Source organism: Saccharothrix sp. NBAS 001, assembly GCF_056640475.1.
Map to the genome: position 1 here is coordinate 10,306,730 of NZ_CM153251.1, position 19,713 is coordinate 10,326,442.

A 19,713-nucleotide genomic window follows, 5' to 3' on the forward strand; every position below is an offset into this window, starting at 1 on the left:
CCGGCCCGGGAACACGACGACGACAGCGTGGCAGGACCGCGTCCGCGCCGGGCGGCCGGGCGGGTGACGACACCCGGACGTACGAGCGCGGGCGCGCGGATCCGGCGCGGAATCCGGCGTGGATCCGGCGCGGAAAAACCGGGAGCGTCGCGGAAACCCGTCGCGCTACGGTCCGGCGGTGACCGATGAGGACGGGTACTTCGGGGAACGCGTCGCCGCCCGCTACGACGAGTCGTCGGCGGAGATGTTCGAGCCGGCCGCGGTGGAGCCGGCGGTCGACTTCCTGGCGGGGCTGGCGGGCGGCGGGCGCGCGCTGGAACTGGGCATCGGGACCGGCCGGATCGCGCTGCCGCTCGCGGCGCGCGGTGTGCCGGTGCACGGCATCGACCTGTCCCGGGCCATGGTCGCCCGGCTGCGCGCCAAACCGGGCGGCGACGCGATCCCGGTGACCATCGGCGATTTCGCGACCACCGGGGTCGAGGGCACGTTCTCGGTCGCCTACCTGGTGTTCAACACGATCATGAACGTGACGACCCAGGACGCGCAGGTCGACTGCTTCCGCAACGCCGCCGCGCACCTCGCACCGGGCGGCGCCTTCGTGGTCGAGGTGATGGTGCCGGAGCTGCGCGCGCTGCCGCCCGGTCAGCGGGCCGTGCCGTTCCAGGTGACCCCGACGCGCTGGGCGTTCGACCTCTACGACGTGGCCACCCAGGAGATGAGTTCGAACTACGTCGAAGTGGTCGACGGCCGGGGCGAGTACCGCTCGATCCCGTTCCGGTACGCGTGGCCGGCCGAACTGGACCTGATGGCGCGGATCGCCGGCCTCCGCCTGGTGGAGCGCTGGGAGGGCTGGACGCGCGCACCGTTCACCAACGAGAGCGTGCGGCACGTCTCGGTGTGGCGCAAACCCGGCGCCGCGGCCTGAGCCCGGGCCGCCGCCCCTGCCGGAACTCCCCTGTGGACCCTCCCCGGAGGCCGTCCCGCGGTGAGGTCGGGTCGACTTCTCGCGGTCGAAGGTGACCATGGTGCGGGGATCGGCGGGCCGCACGTACTACGGTTTGGGGAGCGGCCGGACGCGGGAGGCGACGACGGTGACCACCTGGGTCAATGTGATCAACTATGTGCGCAGTCGGTACGAGGTGCTGGAGGAGACCGACACGTGGCTGCGGCTCCGGCTCGACGCGGAGGGCGGGCGCACCCAGCAGGTCGCGGTGCACCACGTCAGCGACGACAGCGGCACGACGTGGCTGGAGATCTCCTCGGCGGTGGGCCGGGCCGACGCGGTCGACCCGGCGCGGCTGCTGGAGCTGGCCGGCACGGCGCTGGTCGGCGGTGCGGTCGTGGTGGACGGGGTCGCGCTGCTCAAGCACACCGTGCTGCTGGCGAAGCCGGGCGAGCTGGGCGAGCTGGACGTGCGGGAGGAGTTCGAACGGCCGCTGACCATGCTCGTGGCCAGCGCGGACGCCTTCGAGCACGAGTTGACGGCGGCCGACGACTTCTGACCGGTCACGGGTGCTCGGCGGCGGCGAGCAGCCGTCGGCCGAGCCGCCGGGCGGCGTCGAGCACCTGCGGGCCGCCCACCACGCGGAACGGCGCGGGGATCGTGGCGAGCTGCCCGGCGTACCAGTCCGGGTTGTTCGTGCTGCCGACCAGGCGGGTGGTGCCGGCGTCGACGGGCTCCAGCCGGCCGAGCGCCCGGGGGACGCACCGCGCGACGACGTCGACCGGCGCGTCCACCACGACCTCGGCGTGGAACTCCCACCCGACGGCCAGGTGGTCTTCGAGCACGGCGACCGGGTCGAGGTCGGCGGGCGGGCGGAACTCCGCGTCGAGGATCTCGACGTCGCGCACGCGGTCGACCCGGTAGGCCCGCAGGGCGTCTGCGGCGTGCGAGTAGCACAGCAGGTACCACCGGCCGTGCCGCACGACGACCGCCCACGGGTCCACCTCGGAGACCGACGCCGTCCCGGCCTCGGAGCGGTAGCCCAGCCGCACCCGGCGGCGCGCCGAGCAGGCCCGCACCAGGTCGGACGTGGTCGCGGGGTCGGGCCGGGCGGCGGAGCGGTCGGGCGCGGGCGCGGCGTTGCGGCGGACGGCCTGCGCCTGGGCGGCCACCGGCTCCGGCAGGGCCCGCACGATCTTGCCCAGCGCGCTGCCCACCAGGCCGGTGGGGTCGCCGGCGTCGTGGTGGCCGTCCAGCACGGCCATGACCAGCCCCAACGCCTCGGCGGAGGTGAACACCAGCGGCGGCAGCCGCAGGCCGCGGCCGAGCCGGTAGCCGCCGTGCGGCCCGCGCGTGGAGTCGACCGGGATGCCCGCTTCGCGCAGGATGCCGACGTAGCGGCGGGCGGCCCGCTCGGTGACGCCGAGCTTGCCGGCGAGCCGGTCGGCGGTGATGCCGGGCCCGGCCTGGATCAGCTCCAGCGCCAGCAGGGCCCGTGCGGTCGGGCTGGTCTCGGAGTTCATGGGCACCCATTCCGGAAGCGCAACGTCCGCAACCCAGCCTAGTCCGCCGGGTCCGGTCGACCTGATCGCCGGGCAGGACGTGCGCGTCGCCCTCCGGGCTCGCGTCGCGTTCCCGAAGCCGCGCGTCCCGTGGACCGGCCGACCTCGCGCCGGGGTGGTCACGCGGGGCGACTTCACCGCGTGCCCGGTTCCCGGTGTCGTCCGACCGACGCCCCACGAGTCGGCCGGACGACGGGTCACCCGGGGCCGGGCGGGACCAGTTCGACCCGGTCGGCTTCAAGCCGGCGGCGGCGCAGGCGGGGGAGCACCGCCAGCCACACCAGGGCGGCCGCGAAGCCGTAGGCCACGGCCATGGTGAGGCTCATCGACAGCGGGCTGGTGCCGTTGAGGGACACCAGCGGTGCCACCACCGGACCCAGGGCGAACGACGTGGTGCCCAGCAGGGCCGCCGCCGTCCCCGCGCGGTCGCGGTGGTCGGCCAGCGCCAGGGCCGAGCCGTTGGACTGGGAGCCGCCGCTGGCCAGCATCATCAGGGCCAGCGCGACGAGCAGCGGGACCAGGCCCGCGTCGAGCAGCACCGAGACCAGCGCCGCCACCGCCGCCACCGCGCCGACGGTGGTGCCGATCGCGTACATCCGGGCGGGCCCGGCGCGGCGCACCACGACCCGGTTGATCTGCGCGCCCACCACGGACATCACCGCGTTGCCCGCGAAGCACAGGCTGAACACCTGCGGGCTCAGCGAGTAGCTGTCCTGCAGCACGAAGCTGACCGAGGCGAGGTAGGTGAAGAACGCGACGCCGCCGCACGCGCCGACCACCAGGAACCGCAGGAACATCCGGTCCTGGAGCACCGCGCCGAACTGCCGCACGCCGCCCTGCGCGTACCTCGCCCCCGGTGGCAGGCTCTCCGGCAACGAGGTCAGCGCCAGCACGAACAGCGCCACCCCGATCCCGGCCAGCACGCCGAAGATGCCGCGCCACCCCATGAACGGGGCCAGCTGCCCGCCGACGACCGGGGCCACGATCGGGGCCAGCGCCCCGACCGTGGTCAGCATCGCCAGCAGCCGCACCAGTTCCACGCCGTCGGTCAGGTCGCGCGCGACCGCCAGCGCGATCACGATCCCCGCCGAACCGCACAGCCCCTGGAAGAACCGGGCCGCCAGCAGCAGTTCGATCGACGGCGTCAGCGCGCACGCCAGGGACAGCAGCGCGAACAGCCCGACGCCGAACAACAACGGCCGCCGCCGGCCGAACCGGTCGCTGAGCGGGCCCACGACCAGTTGGCCGAGGGCCAGCCCCAGCATGCACGCCGACATCGTCGCCTGCGCCAGGCTCTCGCTCGTGCCGAGATCGCCCGCCAGCTCGGGGAGGGCGGGCATGTAGAGGTCCATCGAGATGGGGCCGAAGGTCTCCAGCAGGCCCAGCACGACGGCGACGCGGCGCAGGCTCACGGTGCCCGCAGGATCCGGCGCAGCCAGGACAACCGGACGGCCTCCGCCGAGCGGGACACCTCGGCGTCGGGGGAGAACCCCGCGAAACCGTGGTAGCCGCCCGACCACACGTGCAGCTCGGCCTCACCGCCGGTGGCCCAGATCCGCGTCGCGTACTCGGTCGCCTCGTCGCGGAAGATCTCCGCCGCGCCGACGTCGACGAACGCGGGCGGCAGCCCGGACAAGTCCCGCATCCGGGCCGGAACCTGGTACGGCGACGCCTCTTCGGTGCCGCGCAGCGGACCCAGGATGGCGTCCCACGCGGTGTCGTTGTTGTTGCGGTCCCACGCGCCGAGCCCGTCGTACTGCCGGGTGGACACGGATTCGTTGCGGTCGTCCAACATCGGGCACATCAGCATCTGCCCGGCGATGGCGGGGCCGCCGCGATCCCTGGCCAGCAGGGAAACCCCGGCGGACAGGCCGCCGCCCGCGCTGGCGCCGGTCACCACGACCCGGCTCGGGTCGACGCCGAGTTCGGCGGCGTGCTCGGCGAGCCACACCAGGCCCGCGTAGCAGTCCTCGACCGCGGCCGGCGCCGGGTGCTCCGGGGCCAGCCGGTACTCCACCGACACCGCGACCGCGTTGAACCGCAACACGTCCGCGATCAGGCCGTCGATGCCGAAGTACCGGTTGCCCAGCACCATCCCGCCGCCGTGGATGCCGTAGAACGCGGGCGCGTCCACGACCCCGCCGCGCGGCCGGATCACCGTCAGCTCGACGTCCGGCGCGCCGGCGGGCCCGGCCACCACGTGCTCCTGCACCTCGACCGGCCGGTCGCCGACGATCTGCGCGACCGGCGGGACGATGGTGGCGAAGTGCGCGCGGTTGGCCAGGATCGTGTCCGCCCGCAACGGGATCCGCTCGACCAGGTCGAGGAACGCCGCCAGCCCCGGTTCCAGCTCGGGGTCGTACGGGACGGGCGGGTACCGGTCGGGGCTCATCCCGCGACCAGCCCGAGCACCCGGCGCAGCCACGACGTCCGCGTCTCGATGGCGATCTTGCTGACGTGCCACTCCGGCACGTACATGTCGAACCCGTGGAACGCGCCGCTCCACACGTGCAGCTCGGCCTGGCCGCCGGTCTCCCAGATCCGCAGCGCGTACTGGGTGTCCTCGTCGCGGAACGTCTCCGCGCTGCCGACCTCGATGAACGCCGGGGGCAGCCCGGACAGGTCGGTGGCCCGGGTGGGCGCGGCGTAGGGCGACACCGCGTCGGTCCCGTAGTCCGCGCCCAGCAGCGACTGCCAGCCCGCCAGGTTCGTCTCGCGGGTCCACGTGCCCCGGTTGCTGTACTGGTGGCTGGCGACCGTGGTGTTGGTGTCGTCGATCATGGGGCACAGCAGCAGCTGCCCGACCAGCGCGGGGCCGCCCCGGTCGCGGGCCAGCAGCGCCACGCCGGCGGACAGGCCGCCGCCCGCGCTGCCGCCCATGACCACGACCCGCTCCGGGTCGATGCCGAGTTCGGCGGCGTGCTCGACCGTCCACACCAGACCGGCGTAGCAGTCCTCCACCGGCGCGGGGTGCGGGTGCTCGGGGGCGAGCCGGTACTCCACGTTGACCGCGACCACGCCCAGTTCCAGCACCAGGGCGAGCAGCCGGCCGACGTCCATGTTGCGGTGGCCGACCATCATGCCGCCGCCGTGGATGTTGTACAGGCAGGGCACCGGGCCCTCGACCTCGCGCGGGGAGATGACGGTGATCTCCAGGTCCGGCGCGCCCTCGGGACCGGGCACCATCCACTCGGTGACGCGCACCGGCGCGTCGCCGACCTGCTCACTGGCGGGCGGGAACATCGCGGCCATCGCGGCGCGCATCCCGGGGATGGTCTCCGGCGTGAACGGCGGAGCGTCCGGCGACAGGATCTGCGCCAGCGCGGGCTCGATCTCGGGGTCGAAGGGGACCGGGGGGTGGGTCACGGCAGGCTCCTGGGAAGTGGTTTCGGTGCTCACGGCCCCTCCGGGTCGACCACGCCGCGGTCCGCCCAGAACGGCTCGACCAGCGAGCGCAGCTCCTCGGCGCCGACCTGCTCGACCAGGTCGACCGCGGCCAGGTTGTCCTCGACCTGGGCCAGCCGGGACGCGCCGAACAGCGTGGTGACGTTGGCCGGGTGGGTCAGGGTGAAGGCGACCGCGAGGCGGGCGGCGCTGGTGCCGAGCTTCTCGGCGACCGCCGCGATGCCGGCGGCGTGCTGCTTGAGCGCCTCCCGGATGCCGCCGGGGTCGCGGCCGATCTCCCGGCTCTGGCCGTCGCTGCCCGCCAGGATGCCGCCTTCGAGCACGTCGGACGCCTGCATCGTGAAGCCCTCGGCGAACAGCGCGCCGAACGGCTCACCGTCCGGAATGGACCGCCGGCCGATGCTGTACTTGAGCTGCGCGATCTGCGGGCCGTCGACCCCGCGCGCGGCGGCGATCTCCTGGAGGCGGCGGATGTTGCCCGCGGACCAGTTGTTCACGCCCCACGCCCGGATCAGGCCGTCGCGGGCCAGCCCGGACAGGTCGTCGACCAGGTCCTCCAGCGCGACGTCGTCGCGGCGCAGGTCGCCGAGGATGACCAGGTCGGCGACCTCGAAACCGCCGCGCAGGAACGCGTTGCGCAGCTGCGGGCGGAAGCCCTCGTCGCCGAAGCCCTCGATCCACAGCTTCGCGGACACCAGGTACTCGTCGCGCGGGATGCCGGAGGCGCGCATGATCGCGCTCCAGATGACGTCGGTGAAGACCGGCGGCATCCCGGGGAACCCGTAGACGCCGACGTCGAACAGGTTGATCCCGGCGTCCACGGCCGCGCGGATCATCGCGACGGCGTCGGCGAAGTCCATCCGGTCGTAGGTGTGCCAGGAGCCGAGGGACAGCAGCGAGACGTCCAGGTCGGACGTTCCCACGCGGCGGCGGGGCAAGGGGGACACGAAGCCTCCTACGAGGGTCAGGGGAGACGGGGGTCGACGACGGCCTTGACCTCGTCGAGGCGGTGCATGGCCTCGATCCGGTCGGACGCGGCGGACAGCCCCACCGGGGTTCCGAACAGGTCGTGCCACGGCATCCGGTCGCCGAAGGCGCCGAAGAACTCGATCGCGCGGTGGTAGTCGGCGATGTCGCCGTTGAGCGAGCCGACGACGGTCAGCTCCTTGCCCATGATCGTGCCCAGCGGCAGCGGCGCGGAGTCGGGACCGGTGGTGCCGACGATGACCACCCGGCCGCGCTGGGCGGCCATGGCCACGGCCTCGCGGCCGACCGAGGGCGCGCCGGCGAAGTCCATCACCAGGTCCGCGCCGTGCCCGCCGGTCAGCTCGCGGACGCCTTCGACGATGCCGTCGGAGCCGAGCGAGATGTCCACGGTCGCGTCCGCGCCGAACTGCCCGGCCAGGGTCAGCCGGGACGCGGGCGCGCCGACCGTGATCACCTTGCCCGCGCCGGAGATGTGCGCGACGGCGGTGGCGAACAGGCCGAGCGCGCCGGAACCCTGGACGACGACCCGGGAGCCCGGCTCGACGCCGCCGACGCCGTGGAAGGCGCGCAGCACGGTCTTGGCGGCGCAGCCCGCCATCGCCGCCCAGGTGTCGGGCAGGTCCTCGGGCAGCAGCAGCTTGGCCGCGCCCGGCACGACGTAGGCGTACTCGCACAGGCCCGCGGTCGCGTAGGGGTGGACGTCGGAGCGTTGCAGGAAGCCGTAACCGCGTCGGGAGCACGCGACGGGCTCGCGCAGGACGGTGCAGCCGTAGCACTCGCCGCACGTCGACTCCGACCAGCCGATGCGCGCGCCGACCGGGATGTCCCGGCCGAGCGCGTCCCTGGTGCCCGGACCGACGGCGACGACCTCGCCGACCATCTCGTGGCCCAGCACCATCGGCAGCATCCCGGGGAAGCTCATCTTCCCGGACCAGATCTCGACGTCCGTGCCGCAGAGCGTGGCGCACGAGACGTGCACCAGGGCGGCGCCGGGCTCGACCTCGGCGGGCAGCGGGAGTTCGGTGAGGTGCAGCGGTTTGCCGTGATCGATCAGCACCGCCGCACGGGTGGAGGTCGGGACGGACATCGGACTCCTTCCGGTGGCGGGAGGCGCGAACAGGCCACCCGGTGGGTTAGTCTACGGATGTCGACTAAAATGTCGAGACCCCGGACACAACAGGAGCGCCAGTGGGGACATCAGTTGCGGACCTCGTCCTGCGCGGCGGACCGGTCCACACCATGGCCGGCTCTCGCCCCGCCACCGCGCTGGCCGTCCGGGACGGTCGGGTGCTGCGCGTGGGCACCGACGAGGACGTGCTCGACCTGATCGGCCCGGCGACCGAGGTGGTCGAACTCGGCGGGCGCGCGGTCATCCCCGGCATCAACGACGCCCACCTGCACGCGACCTGGCTGGGCGCGCTCTGGCCGCACACCCTGTTCGGCGACACCGGGGCGCCCGGCATGGCCCCGGAACGCCCGCTGACCACGCCCGCCGAGCGCCGCGCGGCCATCCTGCGCGCCGGGGACCTGTTGGCGGGCCTGGGGATCACCAGCTACACCGAACCGGGCCTGGGGCCGGGCGAGGACGCCGGCAGCACCGGGGCGTTCGGCACGTCGGTGGTCGAGCAGTACCGCGACCTGGCGGCCGAGGGGCTGCTCAAGGCGCGGGTCACCGCGCTGTGGCTCTACGGCGAGCTGGACGGCCCGAGCACGCTGGCCGACTTCCGGGCCGGACTGGCCACTGTGGACGGCACCGGACCCGACCCCGAACGGCTGAACTTCGCCGGGGTCAAGATCTTCGCCGACGGCATCCCGCCGATGCGCTCGGCCTACACCCACAACTGCTACGCCGACGGCTCGCGCGCCGAGCTGCTCGTGGCGGGCGGCGACGACGCCGAGCGCGAGGCGAACCTGACCCGGATGGTCCTCGACGCCCACCACGCCGGGCTCCAGGTGGGCCTGCACGCGACCGGCGACCGGGCGATCGAGCTGCTGCTGGACGCGGTCGAGCGCGCCCGCGCGGAGCACGACGTCGACCTGGGTCACTACGTCATCCACGGCGACCTGGTGAGCGCCGGCCAGCTCGACCGGATGGCCCGGCTGGGCGTGGGCCTGTCCGCCCAGGCGGGCATCGCCGTGCGCACGGTCGGCGTGGTGGACGCGGCCCTGGGCGCGGGCCGGGCGCAGACCGCCTGGCCGTTCCAGGCGGCGCTGGACGCCGGCGTGCCGCTGTGCCTGACCTCCGACTCGCCGGTGCTCCCGCCCGACTGGCGGCGCGAGGTCGCCGCCGCCGACCGGTGGATGGGCCCGGCGGCGGACCGGCGGCAGCGGGTGGAGACCCTGCTGCGCTGCTACACCGTGCACCCGGCGCGCCAGGACGGCGCCGCCGGCTGGAAGGGCACGCTGGCCGAGGGCATGGTGGCCGACCTGTGCGTGCTGGCCGCCGACCCGCTGGAGCTGTCCGCCGCCGACCTGCCCGACGTGGAGGTCGACCTGACCGTCCTGGGCGGTCGGGTGGTCTTCGAGCGCGGGGCCTGAGCACCGGGCTTCTGAACACCGAAAGGGGGTCGGACCTGCGGGTCCGACCCCCTTTCGGCGAACGCGGAAGATCAGGTGAGCAGCTGGCCGCCGTCGACCGGGAGGCTGGTGCCGGTGATGTGGGCGGCGGTGTCGCCGGCCAGGAACACCACGGCCGCGGCCACCTGCTCGACCGCCGCGAGCTGCCGCAGCGGGATCCGGCTCTCCCACGCCTGGCGCGCGGGCGAGCCCTCGGGCAGGCCCGCCGCCAGCATCGGGGTGAGCACCGGGCCGGGGGCCACCGCGTTGACCCGGATGCCGTGCTCGGCCAGTTCGATGGCCGCCCACCTGGTCAGCGCGTCGACCGCGGCCTTGCTGCTCTCGTAGCCGCCCATGCCCGGGGTCGGCTGGCGACCGCCGATGGACGACAGGTTGACCACCACGCCGCGCACGCCACCGTCGACCATGCGGCGCGCGACCTGCTGGGTGACCAGGAACGTGCCGTGCACGTTGGTCTGGAGGATGCGGAGCATGTCGGCGGCGGGCAGGTCGAGCAGCTTGCCGTGCACGCTGAGGATGCCGGCGTTGTTGACCAGCACGTCCACCGGGCCGACCTCGTCGAGCGCGCGGGCGATCGAGTCCTCGTCGGTGATGTCCACGGTCACCCCGCGCACACCGAGCGTGGTCGCGGCCTCCTCGACGCCCTGCACGTCGGCCAGGACGACGGTGTCGCCGAGGGCGGTGAACGCGGCGGCGATGGCACGGCCGATGCCGCCGGCTCCTCCGGTAACCAGCACGGTGCGGGCAGAGGTCATCGTGGGGTTCCTCTCGCGGGACCGGGAGTCCGGTCGGGCCTTCAGTATACAAGCGTAGAAAATAAACCCCTTGAACGCCAAGCGGAACCGCGTGGTCGCAGTCGTCCGCGTCCGGTCGGTCGGGTCCGGTCGGCCGGGGGTGGCGGCCCGTTCGGGTGGACCGCCGGTCGATCCCGGCGAAGGGGGTGGCGCTTTTAATCGACGTGCGTAGACTAACGCTCTCTCGTCCCGGGCGGTCCGAGGCCGCCCGCATCCCGCTAGAGGAGCCGTCATGACCGGACCCGCACCGGACCGCATCGTCGACATCGCCATCGGTTACATGGGTGCCAAGCAGTTGTTCGCCGCGTCCCGGATCGGGCTGTTCCGCGCTCTCGCCGACGGTGACCGCTCGGTCACCGAGCTGGCCTCGGCCACCGGCGCGAGCGAGCAGATCGTCCGCATCCTGGCCGACGCGATGAACGCCCAGGGCCTGCTCGACCGCCGGGACGGCCGGTACTCGCTGGCCGACGACGCCGCGGAGTACCTCGCCGGCACGGGCGCGACCGACCTCGCGCCGTTCCTCGGGTTCCTCAACGAGATCAGCTACGGCCACTGGCTCCAGTTCGACACCACGGTGGACACCACCAAGCCGGGTGACCTCCAGATGGATGACGCCCGATGGGGCACGTTCATGTCCGGCGTGATGACCTACAACTCGCTGCACGCGGCGATGCTGGCCCGGGGGTTCGACTTCACGTCCTACCGCTCCATGCTGGACCTGGGCGGGCTGTCCCCGGACTTCGCCATCGGCGCGCTCAAGGCCAACCCGGACCTGACCGTGAAGTTCGTCTTCGCGCCGATGTCCACGCAGGGCATCAACGACGCGCTGGCCGCCGCGGGCTACACCGACCGGGCGACCGTCGAGCCGGCCGAGACCGAGACCGCCGCGCCCGGCGGCGAGCACGACATCGTGATGGTCAACCACGTCATCCACCGGTTCAACGCCGAGCAGAACAAGGTCATCCTGGCCAACGCCCGCGCGGCGGCCAAGGAGGGCGCGACCCTGCTGCTGCTGGACTTCTTCCTGGACGACGACGAGCGCCAGCGCCCGATCGACGCCCTGCACGCGGGGGAGTACTTCGTCATCGACGGCACGATCGTGTACCCCGAAGCCGAGGTGCGCTCGTGGCTTGAGGGCACGGGCTGGCGTGCGCGCGAGGTCCTGGCGCTGCCGGGCAGCCCGCGCGTGCTGGTCGCCGAGGCCGTCTGAGGTCCTCCGACATGGTCTACGGTCGTCGGTATTCCATGTGCGACCTTCGCGTTCGACCTTCTCGCGGCCAAAACGTTGACAGTCCGTTACTTCCGCGACGAATTGTAGTCGGTCAACCGTTGATTTTTTTGCCGACGAACGTAGACTATCCCGCACCACGGTGAGCCAGGTCTCACCTCTTGATCTAAAAATGCACCAGGCGCGGACCGACCCGCCCCAGCGGAACGCGGACCACGCCGGCAGTCCATCACCCGAGAGAAGGACTCCATGACGAGGAACCGGACAGCGGCACTGGTCGCGGTAGTCGCCGCAGCGGCCACCGCGCTCGCCGGATGTACCAGCTCAGGCACCGGTGGCGGCACCGCCGCCGGCAACACGGCTACCGACGAGCTCAAGGCCGGGGTGTTCCTCGACGTGACCTCCTGGGATCCGGCCAACGCCGACATCGGCTTCGACGGGCCGTACCTCTCCGCGGTCTACGACCCGCTCGTGGCCCTGGACAAGGACGGCAAGCCGGTGCCGGCGCTGGCTTCCTCCTGGGAGTGGTCCGCGGACCGCCTGACCCTGACCGCGAAGCTGCGCACGGGCGTCACGTTCGAAGACGGCCAGAAGTTCGACGCCACCGCGGCGGTCGCGAACATCAAGCACCTCAAGGCCGGCGTCCGCTCCGGCCAGGCGTACCTCAACGTCGCCGACGCCGCCGCGAAGGACGCGGACACGCTGGAGATCAAGCTGTCCAAACGGGACGACGCGCTGCTCTACCAGATGGGCCTGGGCCGCAGCTGGATGGCGTCCCCCGCCGCGATCACGGCCGGCTCCCTGGCCACCGAGCCGGTCGGCTCCGGGCCGTACAAGTACGACAAGGCCAACTCCGCGCCGCAGTCGCAGTACGTCTTCACCAAGAAGACCGACCACTGGGACGCCGGCACCTACCCGTTCCCGTCGGTGAAGCTGTTCCCGATCACCGACCAGACGGCGAGCTTCAACGCGATGCTCTCCGGTCAGCTCAACGTCCAGTTCGCCAACGCGGCCAACCTCCCCAAGGCCAAGGAGAACGGCTGGAACGTCTCCTCCAAGGCGGCCTCCTGGGTCGGCGTGCAGTTCGCCGACCGGACCGGCTCGCAGGTCAAGGCGCTCGGTGACCAGAAGGTCCGGCAGGCGATCAGCTACGCCTACGACGCGGCGGGCATCCTCAAGGCGGTCGGCAACGACTCCGGCACCGTGACCAACCAGGTGTTCTCGGTCGACGGCCAGGTCTACGACAAGTCGATCAACGACAAGTACAAGACCGACATGGCCAAGGCCAAGCAGCTGCTCAAGGACGCCGGCTACCCGGACGGCTTCTCCGTCAAGATGCCGATGTCGCCGATCTTCGCCGCCTGGCAGCCGGCCGCGAACCAGACCTTCGGCGAGCTGGGCATCAAGGTCGAGTGGCAGGACATGGCCATGCCCGACTACCAGAAGAACGCGCCGACCTACCCGATGTTCCTCGCGGTGATCGCGCTGGCGGGCAACGACATGGCCACCCTCACCGACCAGGTCACCACCGCGCAGTGGTACAACCCGAACCCGGCGGTCGACTCCTTCCCGGAGATCAAGGCGCTGGTGGAGCAGGTCGAGAAGGCGGAGCCGGGCCAGGCCCAGACGGACCTGCTCAAGCAGCTCAACGTCAAGCTGGTCGACCAGGCGTGGTGGGCTCCCTGGTACCAGGCCAACAACACCTACTTCAGCGTCAAGGGGATCACGGTCACGCCGGTCACCGGCATGATGTTCCCGACGCTGCGGTTCATCCAGCGCGGCTGACGCGCCCGTGCTCCGGCGGGTCCGTCCACATCGGACGGACCCGCCGGTGAGGAGCCGACTGACTATGCTGTCCTTCATCGCGAAACGCCTGTTGTCCGGGATCCTGCTGCTCGTGGTCGTCACCAGCGGCACGTTCTTCCTGGCGCACCTGGCCGTCGGGGACCCCACCCCCGGCCTGCTGGGCAACAGCGCCACCGCCGCCCAGCAGGACGCCCTGCGCGCCAAGATCGGCTACGACCGGCCGCTGCTGGTCCAGTTCGGCGACTGGATCTCGCACGCCGCCACCGGCGATTTCGGCACTTCGTGGCGCAGCTTCCAACCGGTCAACGACCAGTTGGTGCAGCGCGTCCCGGTCACGCTGTCGGTCGTGGTGTTCGCGACCCTGCTCTCCGCCGTCATCGGCGTGGCCGTGGGCATCGTCTGCGGGCTGCGGCCGGGCGGGCTGCTGGACCGGGCGCTCAAGCTCGCGTCCGTGGTGCTGTTCGCGCTGCCCGGGTTCTGGATCAGCCTCGTGCTGGTCACCTGGTTCGCCATCAACCTGCGGTGGTTCCCGGCGATCGGGTACGTCTCGCCGGACCAGTCGGTCGGCGGGTGGCTCAGCTCGATCACGCTGCCGTCGGTCTCCCTGGCGCTCGGTGCGATCGTCATGGTGGCCGAGCAGCTGCGCAACGGCTTCCTCCAGGTCACCAACCAGGACTTCGTGCGCACGCTCAGGGCGCGCGGGCTCTCCAACCGCCGCGTCACCACGCACGTGCTGCGCAACGCCTCCCCGGCCGCGCTGACCGTGCTCGCGCTGATGTTCGTCGGGCTCCTCGGCGGGGCCATCGTCGTCGAGATCGTGTTCAACCTGCCCGGCATCGGCAGCCTGACCCAGTCGGCCTCGCAGATCGGGGACATCCCGGTGCTGCTCGGGCTGACCGCCGTCACCGTGGTGTTCGTCGTCATCGTCAACTTCCTGCTCGACCTGTTGCTCGGGTGGGTCAACCCGAAGGTGCGCGACCGATGACCGCTGCCCCTTTCCCCACCACGCTGGCACCCGTCAAACGGATCTCGCTGGCGCGGCGCTACCTGCGCCGCCCGCTCGGTGTGATCGCCCTCGCGGTCATGCTGGTCATCGTCGTCGCCGCGGTGCTCGCGCCGTGGCTCTCGCCGTTCGACCCGAACTTCGTGCAGTTCACCCTCACCCACGCCGAACCGGGCAACGGGCACCTGCTCGGCGGCGACTCGGCCGGCCGCGACATCCTCAGCCGGCTGCTCTACGGCGCGCAGACCACCTTGTTCGGCGCGGTGATCACCTGTGGTGCGGGGCTGCTGCTCGGCGTGCCCACGGGCGTGCTGGCCGGGTACGCGGGCGGCACCACCGACCGGGTGTTCTCGTGGATCAGCGACGCCCTCCAGTCGATCCCCGGCATGATCGTGCTGCTGGTGGTCGCGGCGGGCACCGGCCAGGACTTCGCGGTCCTCATGGTCGCGCTGGGCATCTTCCTGGCCCCCGGCTACTACCGGATCACCCGGGCGCGGGCGCTGGCCGTGCGCAAGGAGCCCTACATCGACGCCGCGCGCGTCGCGGGCGTCACCAACATCCGGATCCTGCGCACGCACATGCTGCGCGCGGTCTACGCCCCGATCCTGGTGCAGACGGCGCTGACCGCCGGCATCGCGATCGGCATGCAGGCGGGCCTGCAGTTCCTCGGCATCGGCTCGGCGTCCACGCCGAGCTGGGGCCAGATGATGAACGACGGCTTCCAGAACATGCTCACCTACCCGCTGATCCTGCTGTGGCCCTCGATCGCCCTGGGCGTCACGATCGCCGCGCTCGCGTTCATCGGGTCGACGCTGGCCGACCTGGTCAGCGTCCGCGCCGAGCAGCCCACCCGGCGGGCCCGCGCGCGGGTGCGCGAAGCGCTCGCCGCGCCCGCGCCCGCCGAGCTGTCCGAGGGCGTCGACGCCGCCCGCGAGACCAGCGGCACGCACGAGCACCGGACCGCGGACAGCGCGTTGCGGGTGGAGAACCTGCGGGTCGGCTACGCGACCCAGAGCGGGGTCAAGGAGGTCGTGCGCGGGGTGTCGCTGGACGCCGCCCCCGGCGAGGTGCTGGGCATCGTCGGCGAGTCCGGCTCCGGCAAGACGCAGACCATCTTCACCGTGCTCGACCTGCTGCCCTCCGGCGGCACGGCGGTCGCGGACGGGATCTGGGTCGGCGGCAAGGAGGTCGGCAAGCTCTCGTCGCGGGAGCGCGCGGCGCTGCTCGGCCGGTCGATCGGCTACGTGCCGCAGGAACCGATGAGCAACCTCGACCCGTGCTACACCGTCGAGCGCCAGCTGGTCGAGCCGCTGCGGCACGTGCACGGGCTGTCCAAGACCGAGGCGCGCGCACGGGCGCGGGAAGTCCTGGTGCGGGTGGGGATCACCGATCCCGACCGGGTGCTGCGGTCCTACCCGCACCAGATCTCCGGCGGCATGGCGCAGCGCGTGCTGATCGCCGGTGCGGTCGCCGGGCGGCCGTCGCTGCTGGTGGCCGACGAGCCGACGACGGCGCTGGACGTGACCGTGCAGGCCGAGGTGCTGGAGCTGCTGCGCGAGTTGCAGCAGGAGTACGGCATGGCACTGGTGATCGTCACGCACAACTTCGGCGTGGTCGCGGACATCTGCGACCGGGTCGTGGTGATGAAGGACGGTCGGATCGTGGAGACCGGGCCGGTGGACCGGATCTTCAACAGCGCCGAGCAGCCCTACACCGCCGAGCTGATCAGCGCGTCGCTGGACGACGTCGAGGACCGGCGGCAACTGGACCAGGCATGGGCGCAGGGCGACCCGGTGGCCGCCGCGCACGCGGGTGGAGAGGACGACGCACGATGATCGCGCCCGAGGACGCCGCACCGCTGCTCGCGGTGGAGGACCTGGTGGTCGACTACCGGCTGCACCGCAAGCTCAAGCTGCGCGCGCTCAAGGGCGTGTCGATCTCGGTCGGGTCCGGCGAGTGCGTCGGGCTGGTCGGCGAGAGCGGGTCGGGCAAGTCCACGCTCGGCAAGGCCGTGCTGGGCCTGGCCGCCGTGGCGTCCGGCCGGATCTCCTTCGACGGCAAGGACATCACCCACGCGAAGGGCGCCGAGCGGCGGCGGCTGGCCAACGACATCCAGGTCGTGTTCCAGGACCCGTACGGGTCGCTCGACCCGACCATGACCGTCGGCGAGGTGCTCGCCGAACCGCTCCAGGTGGGCGGGACGTCGAAGGCCAAGGCGCGGGCGACGGTCGGCGAGATGCTCGACCACGTGCGGCTGCCCGCGGACTCGGTGCACCGGTACCCCAGCGAGTTCTCCGGCGGCCAGCGCCAGCGCATCGCCATCGCGCGGGCGCTGGTCCGCAGGCCGCGGCTGATCGTCTGCGACGAGCCGGTGAGCGCGCTCGACCTCACCACGCAGGCGACGATCCTGGACCTGTTCATCGACCTCCAGCGCGACACCGGGGTGTCGTACCTGTTCGTGTCGCACGACCTCGGCGTCGTGCGGCGGATCTGCCACCGCGTCTCGGTGATGTACCAGGGCGAGATCGTGGAGTCCGGGGACACCGCCGAGGTCACGCGGGACCCGGCGCACCCGTACACGCGGCGCCTGCTGCTCGCCGCGCCCGTGGCCGACCCGGCCCGCCAGGCCGAACGCCGCGCCGCCTGGCTCGGCCTTCGGGACTCGGCGTGACCAGCGTGGTTTAGAGTCGTCACCATGCCGAAGGTCATCGACCACGACCAGCGGCGGCGCGAGATCGTCGAGGTCGCCAAGAAGCTCATCGCCGAGGGTGGCTTCGAGGCGGCCACGATGCGCAGCATCGTCGCCGCCGCCGGGTTCGCCAACGGGGCGCTCAAGCACTACTTCGCCAGCAAGGACGAGATCATCGCGGCGACGTTCGAGAGCGTCCTGCAGGCGACCGCGCAGTACATGTCGGAACTGGGCCCGTACGCGACCCCGGTGGAGTCGCTGCGCGGCTTCGTCACCGCGGCCATGCCCCTGGAACCGCACCAGATCACGTCCGCGCGGGTGCTGCTGGTGCTGTGGGAGCACTCGGTCGCCAACCCCGACCTCGCGCGCCGGTACCGCGACCTGCTGACCACGTGGCGGATCGAGCTGTGCATCCGGGTCGCCGCCGCGCGCGGCGGCGGGCAGTCGCCGGAGTCGCCGGCCACGGGCGTGCTCGCGGACGAGATCATCTCGGTCACCATCGGCGCGAACGTGGCCAGCCTGATGCACCCGGTGGGGGAGCTGGTGGACCGCTACAGCGCCTACATCGACGGCCTGATGGACCGGATCGCGGGCTGACTTCCCTGGACCGGCCGGGTCTTTTTGTCTACACTCGTAGAATGATCAGTGTCGTCGCGCTGCCGGTCACCCGCACCCGGCCCACCTCCGCGGTCACCGGCCCGCCCGTCGTGTTCATCCACGGGTTCGCCGCCAACGGCACCTCCGACTGGCCCGCCGAGCGCTGGGCGACCCCGCTGGCCGAGGCCGGCCGCGAGGCGGTCGTGGTGCACCTGCCCGGCCACGTGGGCGGCCCGGCCGTCGACTCGCCGGACGAGGTGACCACCGCGCACCTGCTGCGCCGGCTGGCCGAGGGCGTCGGCGGCGGCGAGGTCGACGTGGTCGGCTACTCGCTGGGCGCGCGCCTGGCGTGGGACCTGGCGGCGTCCAAGGCCCTGCCGGTGCGCCGCCTGGTGCTCGGCGGCCTGAGCCCGATGGAGCCGTTCGGCGCGGTGGACCTCGACGCGGCCCGCGCGGCCGTCCAAGGTGGACCGCCGCCGGCGGACCCGCTGACCGGCATCATCACCGGCATGGTCGGCGGCGCGGGCCAGGACTCGGAGTCCCTGCTGCGCCTGGTCGAGGGCCTCGCCCGGGAACCGTTCGACCCGGCCGCGACCGCGCCCGACGTGCCGACGCTGTTCGTGGCCGGCCAGGAAGACCCGATGGCGCAGGGGGTCGAGCAGATCGTGGCACGGGTCGCCGGCGCCCGCCTCCAGCACGTCCCGGGCGACCACTTCGGCGCCCTGTCCGGCGACGAGTTCCGCACCGCCGTCTTCCAGTTCCTCGAAATCTGACCTTCGGGTCACCGCAGGGGCCGCAGCGGGGTCGCGAAGACCCGTTGCGGCCTTTGTGGTTTCCGGGGTTCGAAGTGGACGGTCCGCCGCGCCGCCGCCCCGCTCCGGGTTCGTCGCGCGTCCGCTGTTTCGCGGAGAAGCCTTGGTGCGAACGCGATTCGTGATTCACAGATTGGGCCGGTCGGGTCGGAGTCGCCCGTGCGCGGGGTGTCGGCCGGCCCGCCGCGTGCGACGGGCCGTTGAACCGGGAGTGTGATTCCGGCCGGCAGGCGGGTGATCGCGGTTCCCGCGCGCCGGGCGGGCCGGCCACGATGAGGTGGTCGCGCCGTCGTCCCGGCGGTGTCGGCCCGCACGGCGACCTCCGGCGCCCATCCGTCCACGAAGGACGTGTGCGCGGGGTCGCCTGCCCCGGTACTGGGAAGGAATCCGACTTCATGCCCGATGAACCCGGTGACTACGCGCCCACCAACGGCCTGCGGCTGTGGTACCGCGACGAGGGCGAGCCCCAGGGGGAACCGCTGCTGCTCATCATGGGGCTGAACTCGCAGCTGATCCTGTGGCCGGACGAGATCGTCCAGGGGCTCGCCGAGCGCGGCTACCGGGTGATCCGCTTCGACAACCGCGACTGCGGCCTGTCGGACAAGGTCGCCGCCACCGTCCCGCCCGGCGGCGGGCCCGCCTACCACCTGGTCGACCTGGCGGCCGACACCGTCGGCCTGCTCGACCACCTGGGCATCTCCCGCGCGCACATCGTCGGGGCGTCGATGGGCGGCATGGTCGCCCAGCTCATCGCCATCCACCACCCCGCCTACGCGGCGACCCTCTGCTCGATCATGAGCACCACCGGCAACCCGCTGGTCGGCTTCCCGACCCCGGAAGCGGTCGCGGCCGTGACGAAACCCACGCCGGCCGGGCGCGAGGAGGCCATCGACCACCTCGCCGAGGTCTACCGGATCATCGGCTCGCGCACCCACGCCGCCGCCGAGGCGGGCCGCCGGCGGGCGTTCGCCACCGCGTCCTACGACCGGGGCCTGCACGCCAGGGGCGCGGAACGGCAGTTCGCCGCGGTGCTCAGCGCGGTGGACCGCACCCCTCGACTGCGCGGGCTCGACCTGCCCACCGCCGTCGTCCACGGCGCGGAGGACGGCCTGATCGACGTCAGCGGCGGCCGGGCCACGCACAACGCCATCGCCGAGTCGACCTACCTGGAACTGCCCGACATGGGCCACGACCTGCCGCTGGTGCTGCTGCCGCGACTGGTCGACACGATCGACGAGAACGCCCGCTCGCGCAGCGCGTTGAGTACACAATAGAGTGAACTGGGACACAGTTCCGCTGTGTTCCGGCGA

The 19,713-nt window shown here is 72.5% G+C and carries 18 protein-coding genes; 11 read left to right on the forward strand and 7 right to left on the reverse strand.

Features of this window, described 5'->3' with window-relative positions; translation table 11 throughout:
- Window positions 1-178 precede the first annotated feature (178 nt).
- On the forward strand, window positions 179-925 hold the full coding sequence (locus AC0HI0_RS46750) for a class I SAM-dependent DNA methyltransferase (protein WP_480929885.1): 747 nt from the start codon (window positions 179-181) through the stop codon (window positions 923-925).
- A 166-nt stretch (window positions 926-1,091) separates the two neighbouring features.
- On the forward strand, window positions 1,092-1,502 hold the full coding sequence (locus AC0HI0_RS46755; protein ID WP_480934550.1) for a hypothetical protein: 411 nt from the start codon (window positions 1,092-1,094) through the stop codon (window positions 1,500-1,502).
- Window positions 1,503-1,506: 4 nt separating this feature from the next.
- On the opposite strand, the gene AC0HI0_RS46760 is transcribed toward AC0HI0_RS46755, so the two are convergent.
- From AC0HI0_RS46760 to AC0HI0_RS46785, 6 genes are all read right to left on the reverse strand, one after another.
- Window positions 1,507-2,466: a helix-turn-helix transcriptional regulator gene (locus AC0HI0_RS46760; RefSeq protein WP_480929886.1), complete on the reverse strand. Its 960-nt coding sequence runs from the start codon at window positions 2,464-2,466 to the stop codon at window positions 1,507-1,509.
- Window positions 2,467-2,702: 236 nt separating this feature from the next.
- Window positions 2,703-3,917: a multidrug effflux MFS transporter gene (locus AC0HI0_RS46765; RefSeq protein WP_480929887.1), complete on the reverse strand. Its 1,215-nt coding sequence runs from the start codon at window positions 3,915-3,917 to the stop codon at window positions 2,703-2,705.
- On the reverse strand, window positions 3,914-4,897 hold the full coding sequence (locus tag AC0HI0_RS46770) for an alpha/beta hydrolase (RefSeq protein WP_480929888.1): 984 nt from the start codon (window positions 4,895-4,897) through the stop codon (window positions 3,914-3,916). The genes AC0HI0_RS46765 and AC0HI0_RS46770 overlap by 4 nt, the downstream gene beginning before the upstream one ends.
- Window positions 4,894-5,871: an alpha/beta hydrolase gene (locus tag AC0HI0_RS46775; protein WP_480929889.1), complete on the reverse strand. Its 978-nt coding sequence runs from the start codon at window positions 5,869-5,871 to the stop codon at window positions 4,894-4,896. The genes AC0HI0_RS46770 and AC0HI0_RS46775 overlap by 4 nt, the downstream gene beginning before the upstream one ends.
- Window positions 5,872-5,900: 29 nt before the next feature.
- The gene (locus AC0HI0_RS46780; RefSeq protein ID WP_480929890.1) at window positions 5,901-6,857 is read right to left on the reverse strand and encodes an aldo/keto reductase; all 957 of its coding nucleotides are present in this window, start codon (window positions 6,855-6,857) and stop codon (window positions 5,901-5,903) included.
- Between the two features lie 17 nt (window positions 6,858-6,874).
- Window positions 6,875-7,984, reverse strand: a complete 1,110-nt coding sequence (locus AC0HI0_RS46785; RefSeq protein WP_480929891.1) for a zinc-binding dehydrogenase — start codon at window positions 7,982-7,984, stop codon at window positions 6,875-6,877.
- Window positions 7,985-8,085: 101 nt separating this feature from the next.
- Between AC0HI0_RS46785 and AC0HI0_RS46790 the strand changes: the two genes are divergently transcribed.
- Window positions 8,086-9,435: an amidohydrolase gene (locus AC0HI0_RS46790; protein WP_480929892.1), complete on the forward strand. Its 1,350-nt coding sequence runs from the start codon at window positions 8,086-8,088 to the stop codon at window positions 9,433-9,435.
- A gap of 71 nt (window positions 9,436-9,506) precedes the next feature.
- Here the strand turns inward: AC0HI0_RS46790 and AC0HI0_RS46795 are convergent, their stop codons facing one another.
- Window positions 9,507-10,229 carry an SDR family NAD(P)-dependent oxidoreductase gene (locus tag AC0HI0_RS46795; RefSeq protein ID WP_480929893.1) on the reverse strand — a complete coding sequence of 241 codons (723 nt, stop codon included), beginning with the start codon at window positions 10,227-10,229 and terminating at the stop codon, window positions 9,507-9,509.
- 271 nt (window positions 10,230-10,500) lie between these two features.
- On the opposite strand from AC0HI0_RS46795, the gene AC0HI0_RS46800 reads away from it, so the two are divergent.
- The 8 genes from AC0HI0_RS46800 (at window position 10,501) to AC0HI0_RS46835 (ending at window position 19,677) form a co-directional block, all read left to right on the forward strand.
- Window positions 10,501-11,478: a methyltransferase family protein gene (locus tag AC0HI0_RS46800; protein WP_480929894.1), complete on the forward strand. Its 978-nt coding sequence runs from the start codon at window positions 10,501-10,503 to the stop codon at window positions 11,476-11,478.
- A 267-nt stretch (window positions 11,479-11,745) separates the two neighbouring features.
- On the forward strand, window positions 11,746-13,281 hold the full coding sequence (locus tag AC0HI0_RS46805; protein ID WP_480929895.1) for an ABC transporter substrate-binding protein: 1,536 nt from the start codon (window positions 11,746-11,748) through the stop codon (window positions 13,279-13,281).
- A gap of 64 nt (window positions 13,282-13,345) precedes the next feature.
- Window positions 13,346-14,287 (forward strand): ABC transporter permease, encoded by a 942-nt coding sequence (locus AC0HI0_RS46810; protein ID WP_480929896.1) that lies wholly within the window; start codon window positions 13,346-13,348, stop codon window positions 14,285-14,287.
- Window positions 14,284-16,140 carry a dipeptide/oligopeptide/nickel ABC transporter permease/ATP-binding protein gene (locus tag AC0HI0_RS46815; RefSeq protein ID WP_480929897.1) on the forward strand — a complete coding sequence of 619 codons (1,857 nt, stop codon included), beginning with the start codon at window positions 14,284-14,286 and terminating at the stop codon, window positions 16,138-16,140. Before AC0HI0_RS46810 ends, AC0HI0_RS46815 begins: the two co-directional genes overlap by 4 nt.
- Window positions 16,137-16,976 carry an ABC transporter ATP-binding protein gene (locus AC0HI0_RS46820; protein WP_480929898.1) on the forward strand — a complete coding sequence of 280 codons (840 nt, stop codon included), beginning with the start codon at window positions 16,137-16,139 and terminating at the stop codon, window positions 16,974-16,976. Before AC0HI0_RS46815 ends, AC0HI0_RS46820 begins: the two co-directional genes overlap by 4 nt.
- A gap of 24 nt (window positions 16,977-17,000) precedes the next feature.
- Entirely contained in the window at window positions 17,001-17,591 is a 591-nt protein-coding gene (locus AC0HI0_RS46825; RefSeq protein WP_480929899.1) for a TetR/AcrR family transcriptional regulator, read from the forward strand.
- A gap of 41 nt (window positions 17,592-17,632) precedes the next feature.
- Window positions 17,633-18,364, forward strand: a complete 732-nt coding sequence (locus tag AC0HI0_RS46830; RefSeq protein ID WP_480929900.1) for an alpha/beta fold hydrolase — start codon at window positions 17,633-17,635, stop codon at window positions 18,362-18,364.
- Window positions 18,365-18,798: 434 nt separating this feature from the next.
- Complete coding sequence (locus tag AC0HI0_RS46835) at window positions 18,799-19,677, forward strand: alpha/beta fold hydrolase (RefSeq protein ID WP_480929901.1); 879 nt, start codon at window positions 18,799-18,801, stop codon at window positions 19,675-19,677.
- Window positions 19,678-19,713: the final 36 nt, after the last annotated feature.

Bases quoted from the DNA above. Each gene is read 5' to 3' on its own strand.
- AC0HI0_RS46815 (WP_480929897.1), top strand. From the start codon at position 14,284: ATGACCGCTGCCCCTTTCCCCACCACGCTGGCACCCGTCAAACGGATC.
- AC0HI0_RS46825 (WP_480929899.1), top strand. From the start codon at position 17,001: ATGCCGAAGGTCATCGACCACGACCAGCGGCGGCGCGAGATCGTCGAG.
- AC0HI0_RS46820 (WP_480929898.1), top strand. From the start codon at position 16,137: ATGATCGCGCCCGAGGACGCCGCACCGCTGCTCGCGGTGGAGGACCTG.
- AC0HI0_RS46805 (WP_480929895.1), top strand. From the start codon at position 11,746: ATGACGAGGAACCGGACAGCGGCACTGGTCGCGGTAGTCGCCGCAGCG.
- AC0HI0_RS46760 (WP_480929886.1), bottom strand. From the start codon at position 2,466: ATGAACTCCGAGACCAGCCCGACCGCACGGGCCCTGCTGGCGCTGGAG.
- AC0HI0_RS46770 (WP_480929888.1), bottom strand. From the start codon at position 4,897: ATGAGCCCCGACCGGTACCCGCCCGTCCCGTACGACCCCGAGCTGGAA.
- AC0HI0_RS46810 (WP_480929896.1), top strand. From the start codon at position 13,346: ATGCTGTCCTTCATCGCGAAACGCCTGTTGTCCGGGATCCTGCTGCTC.
- AC0HI0_RS46835 (WP_480929901.1), top strand. From the start codon at position 18,799: ATGCCCGATGAACCCGGTGACTACGCGCCCACCAACGGCCTGCGGCTG.
- AC0HI0_RS46830 (WP_480929900.1), top strand. From the start codon at position 17,633: ATGATCAGTGTCGTCGCGCTGCCGGTCACCCGCACCCGGCCCACCTCC.
- AC0HI0_RS46785 (WP_480929891.1), bottom strand. From the start codon at position 7,984: ATGTCCGTCCCGACCTCCACCCGTGCGGCGGTGCTGATCGATCACGGC.
- AC0HI0_RS46795 (WP_480929893.1), bottom strand. From the start codon at position 10,229: ATGACCTCTGCCCGCACCGTGCTGGTTACCGGAGGAGCCGGCGGCATC.
- AC0HI0_RS46800 (WP_480929894.1), top strand. From the start codon at position 10,501: ATGACCGGACCCGCACCGGACCGCATCGTCGACATCGCCATCGGTTAC.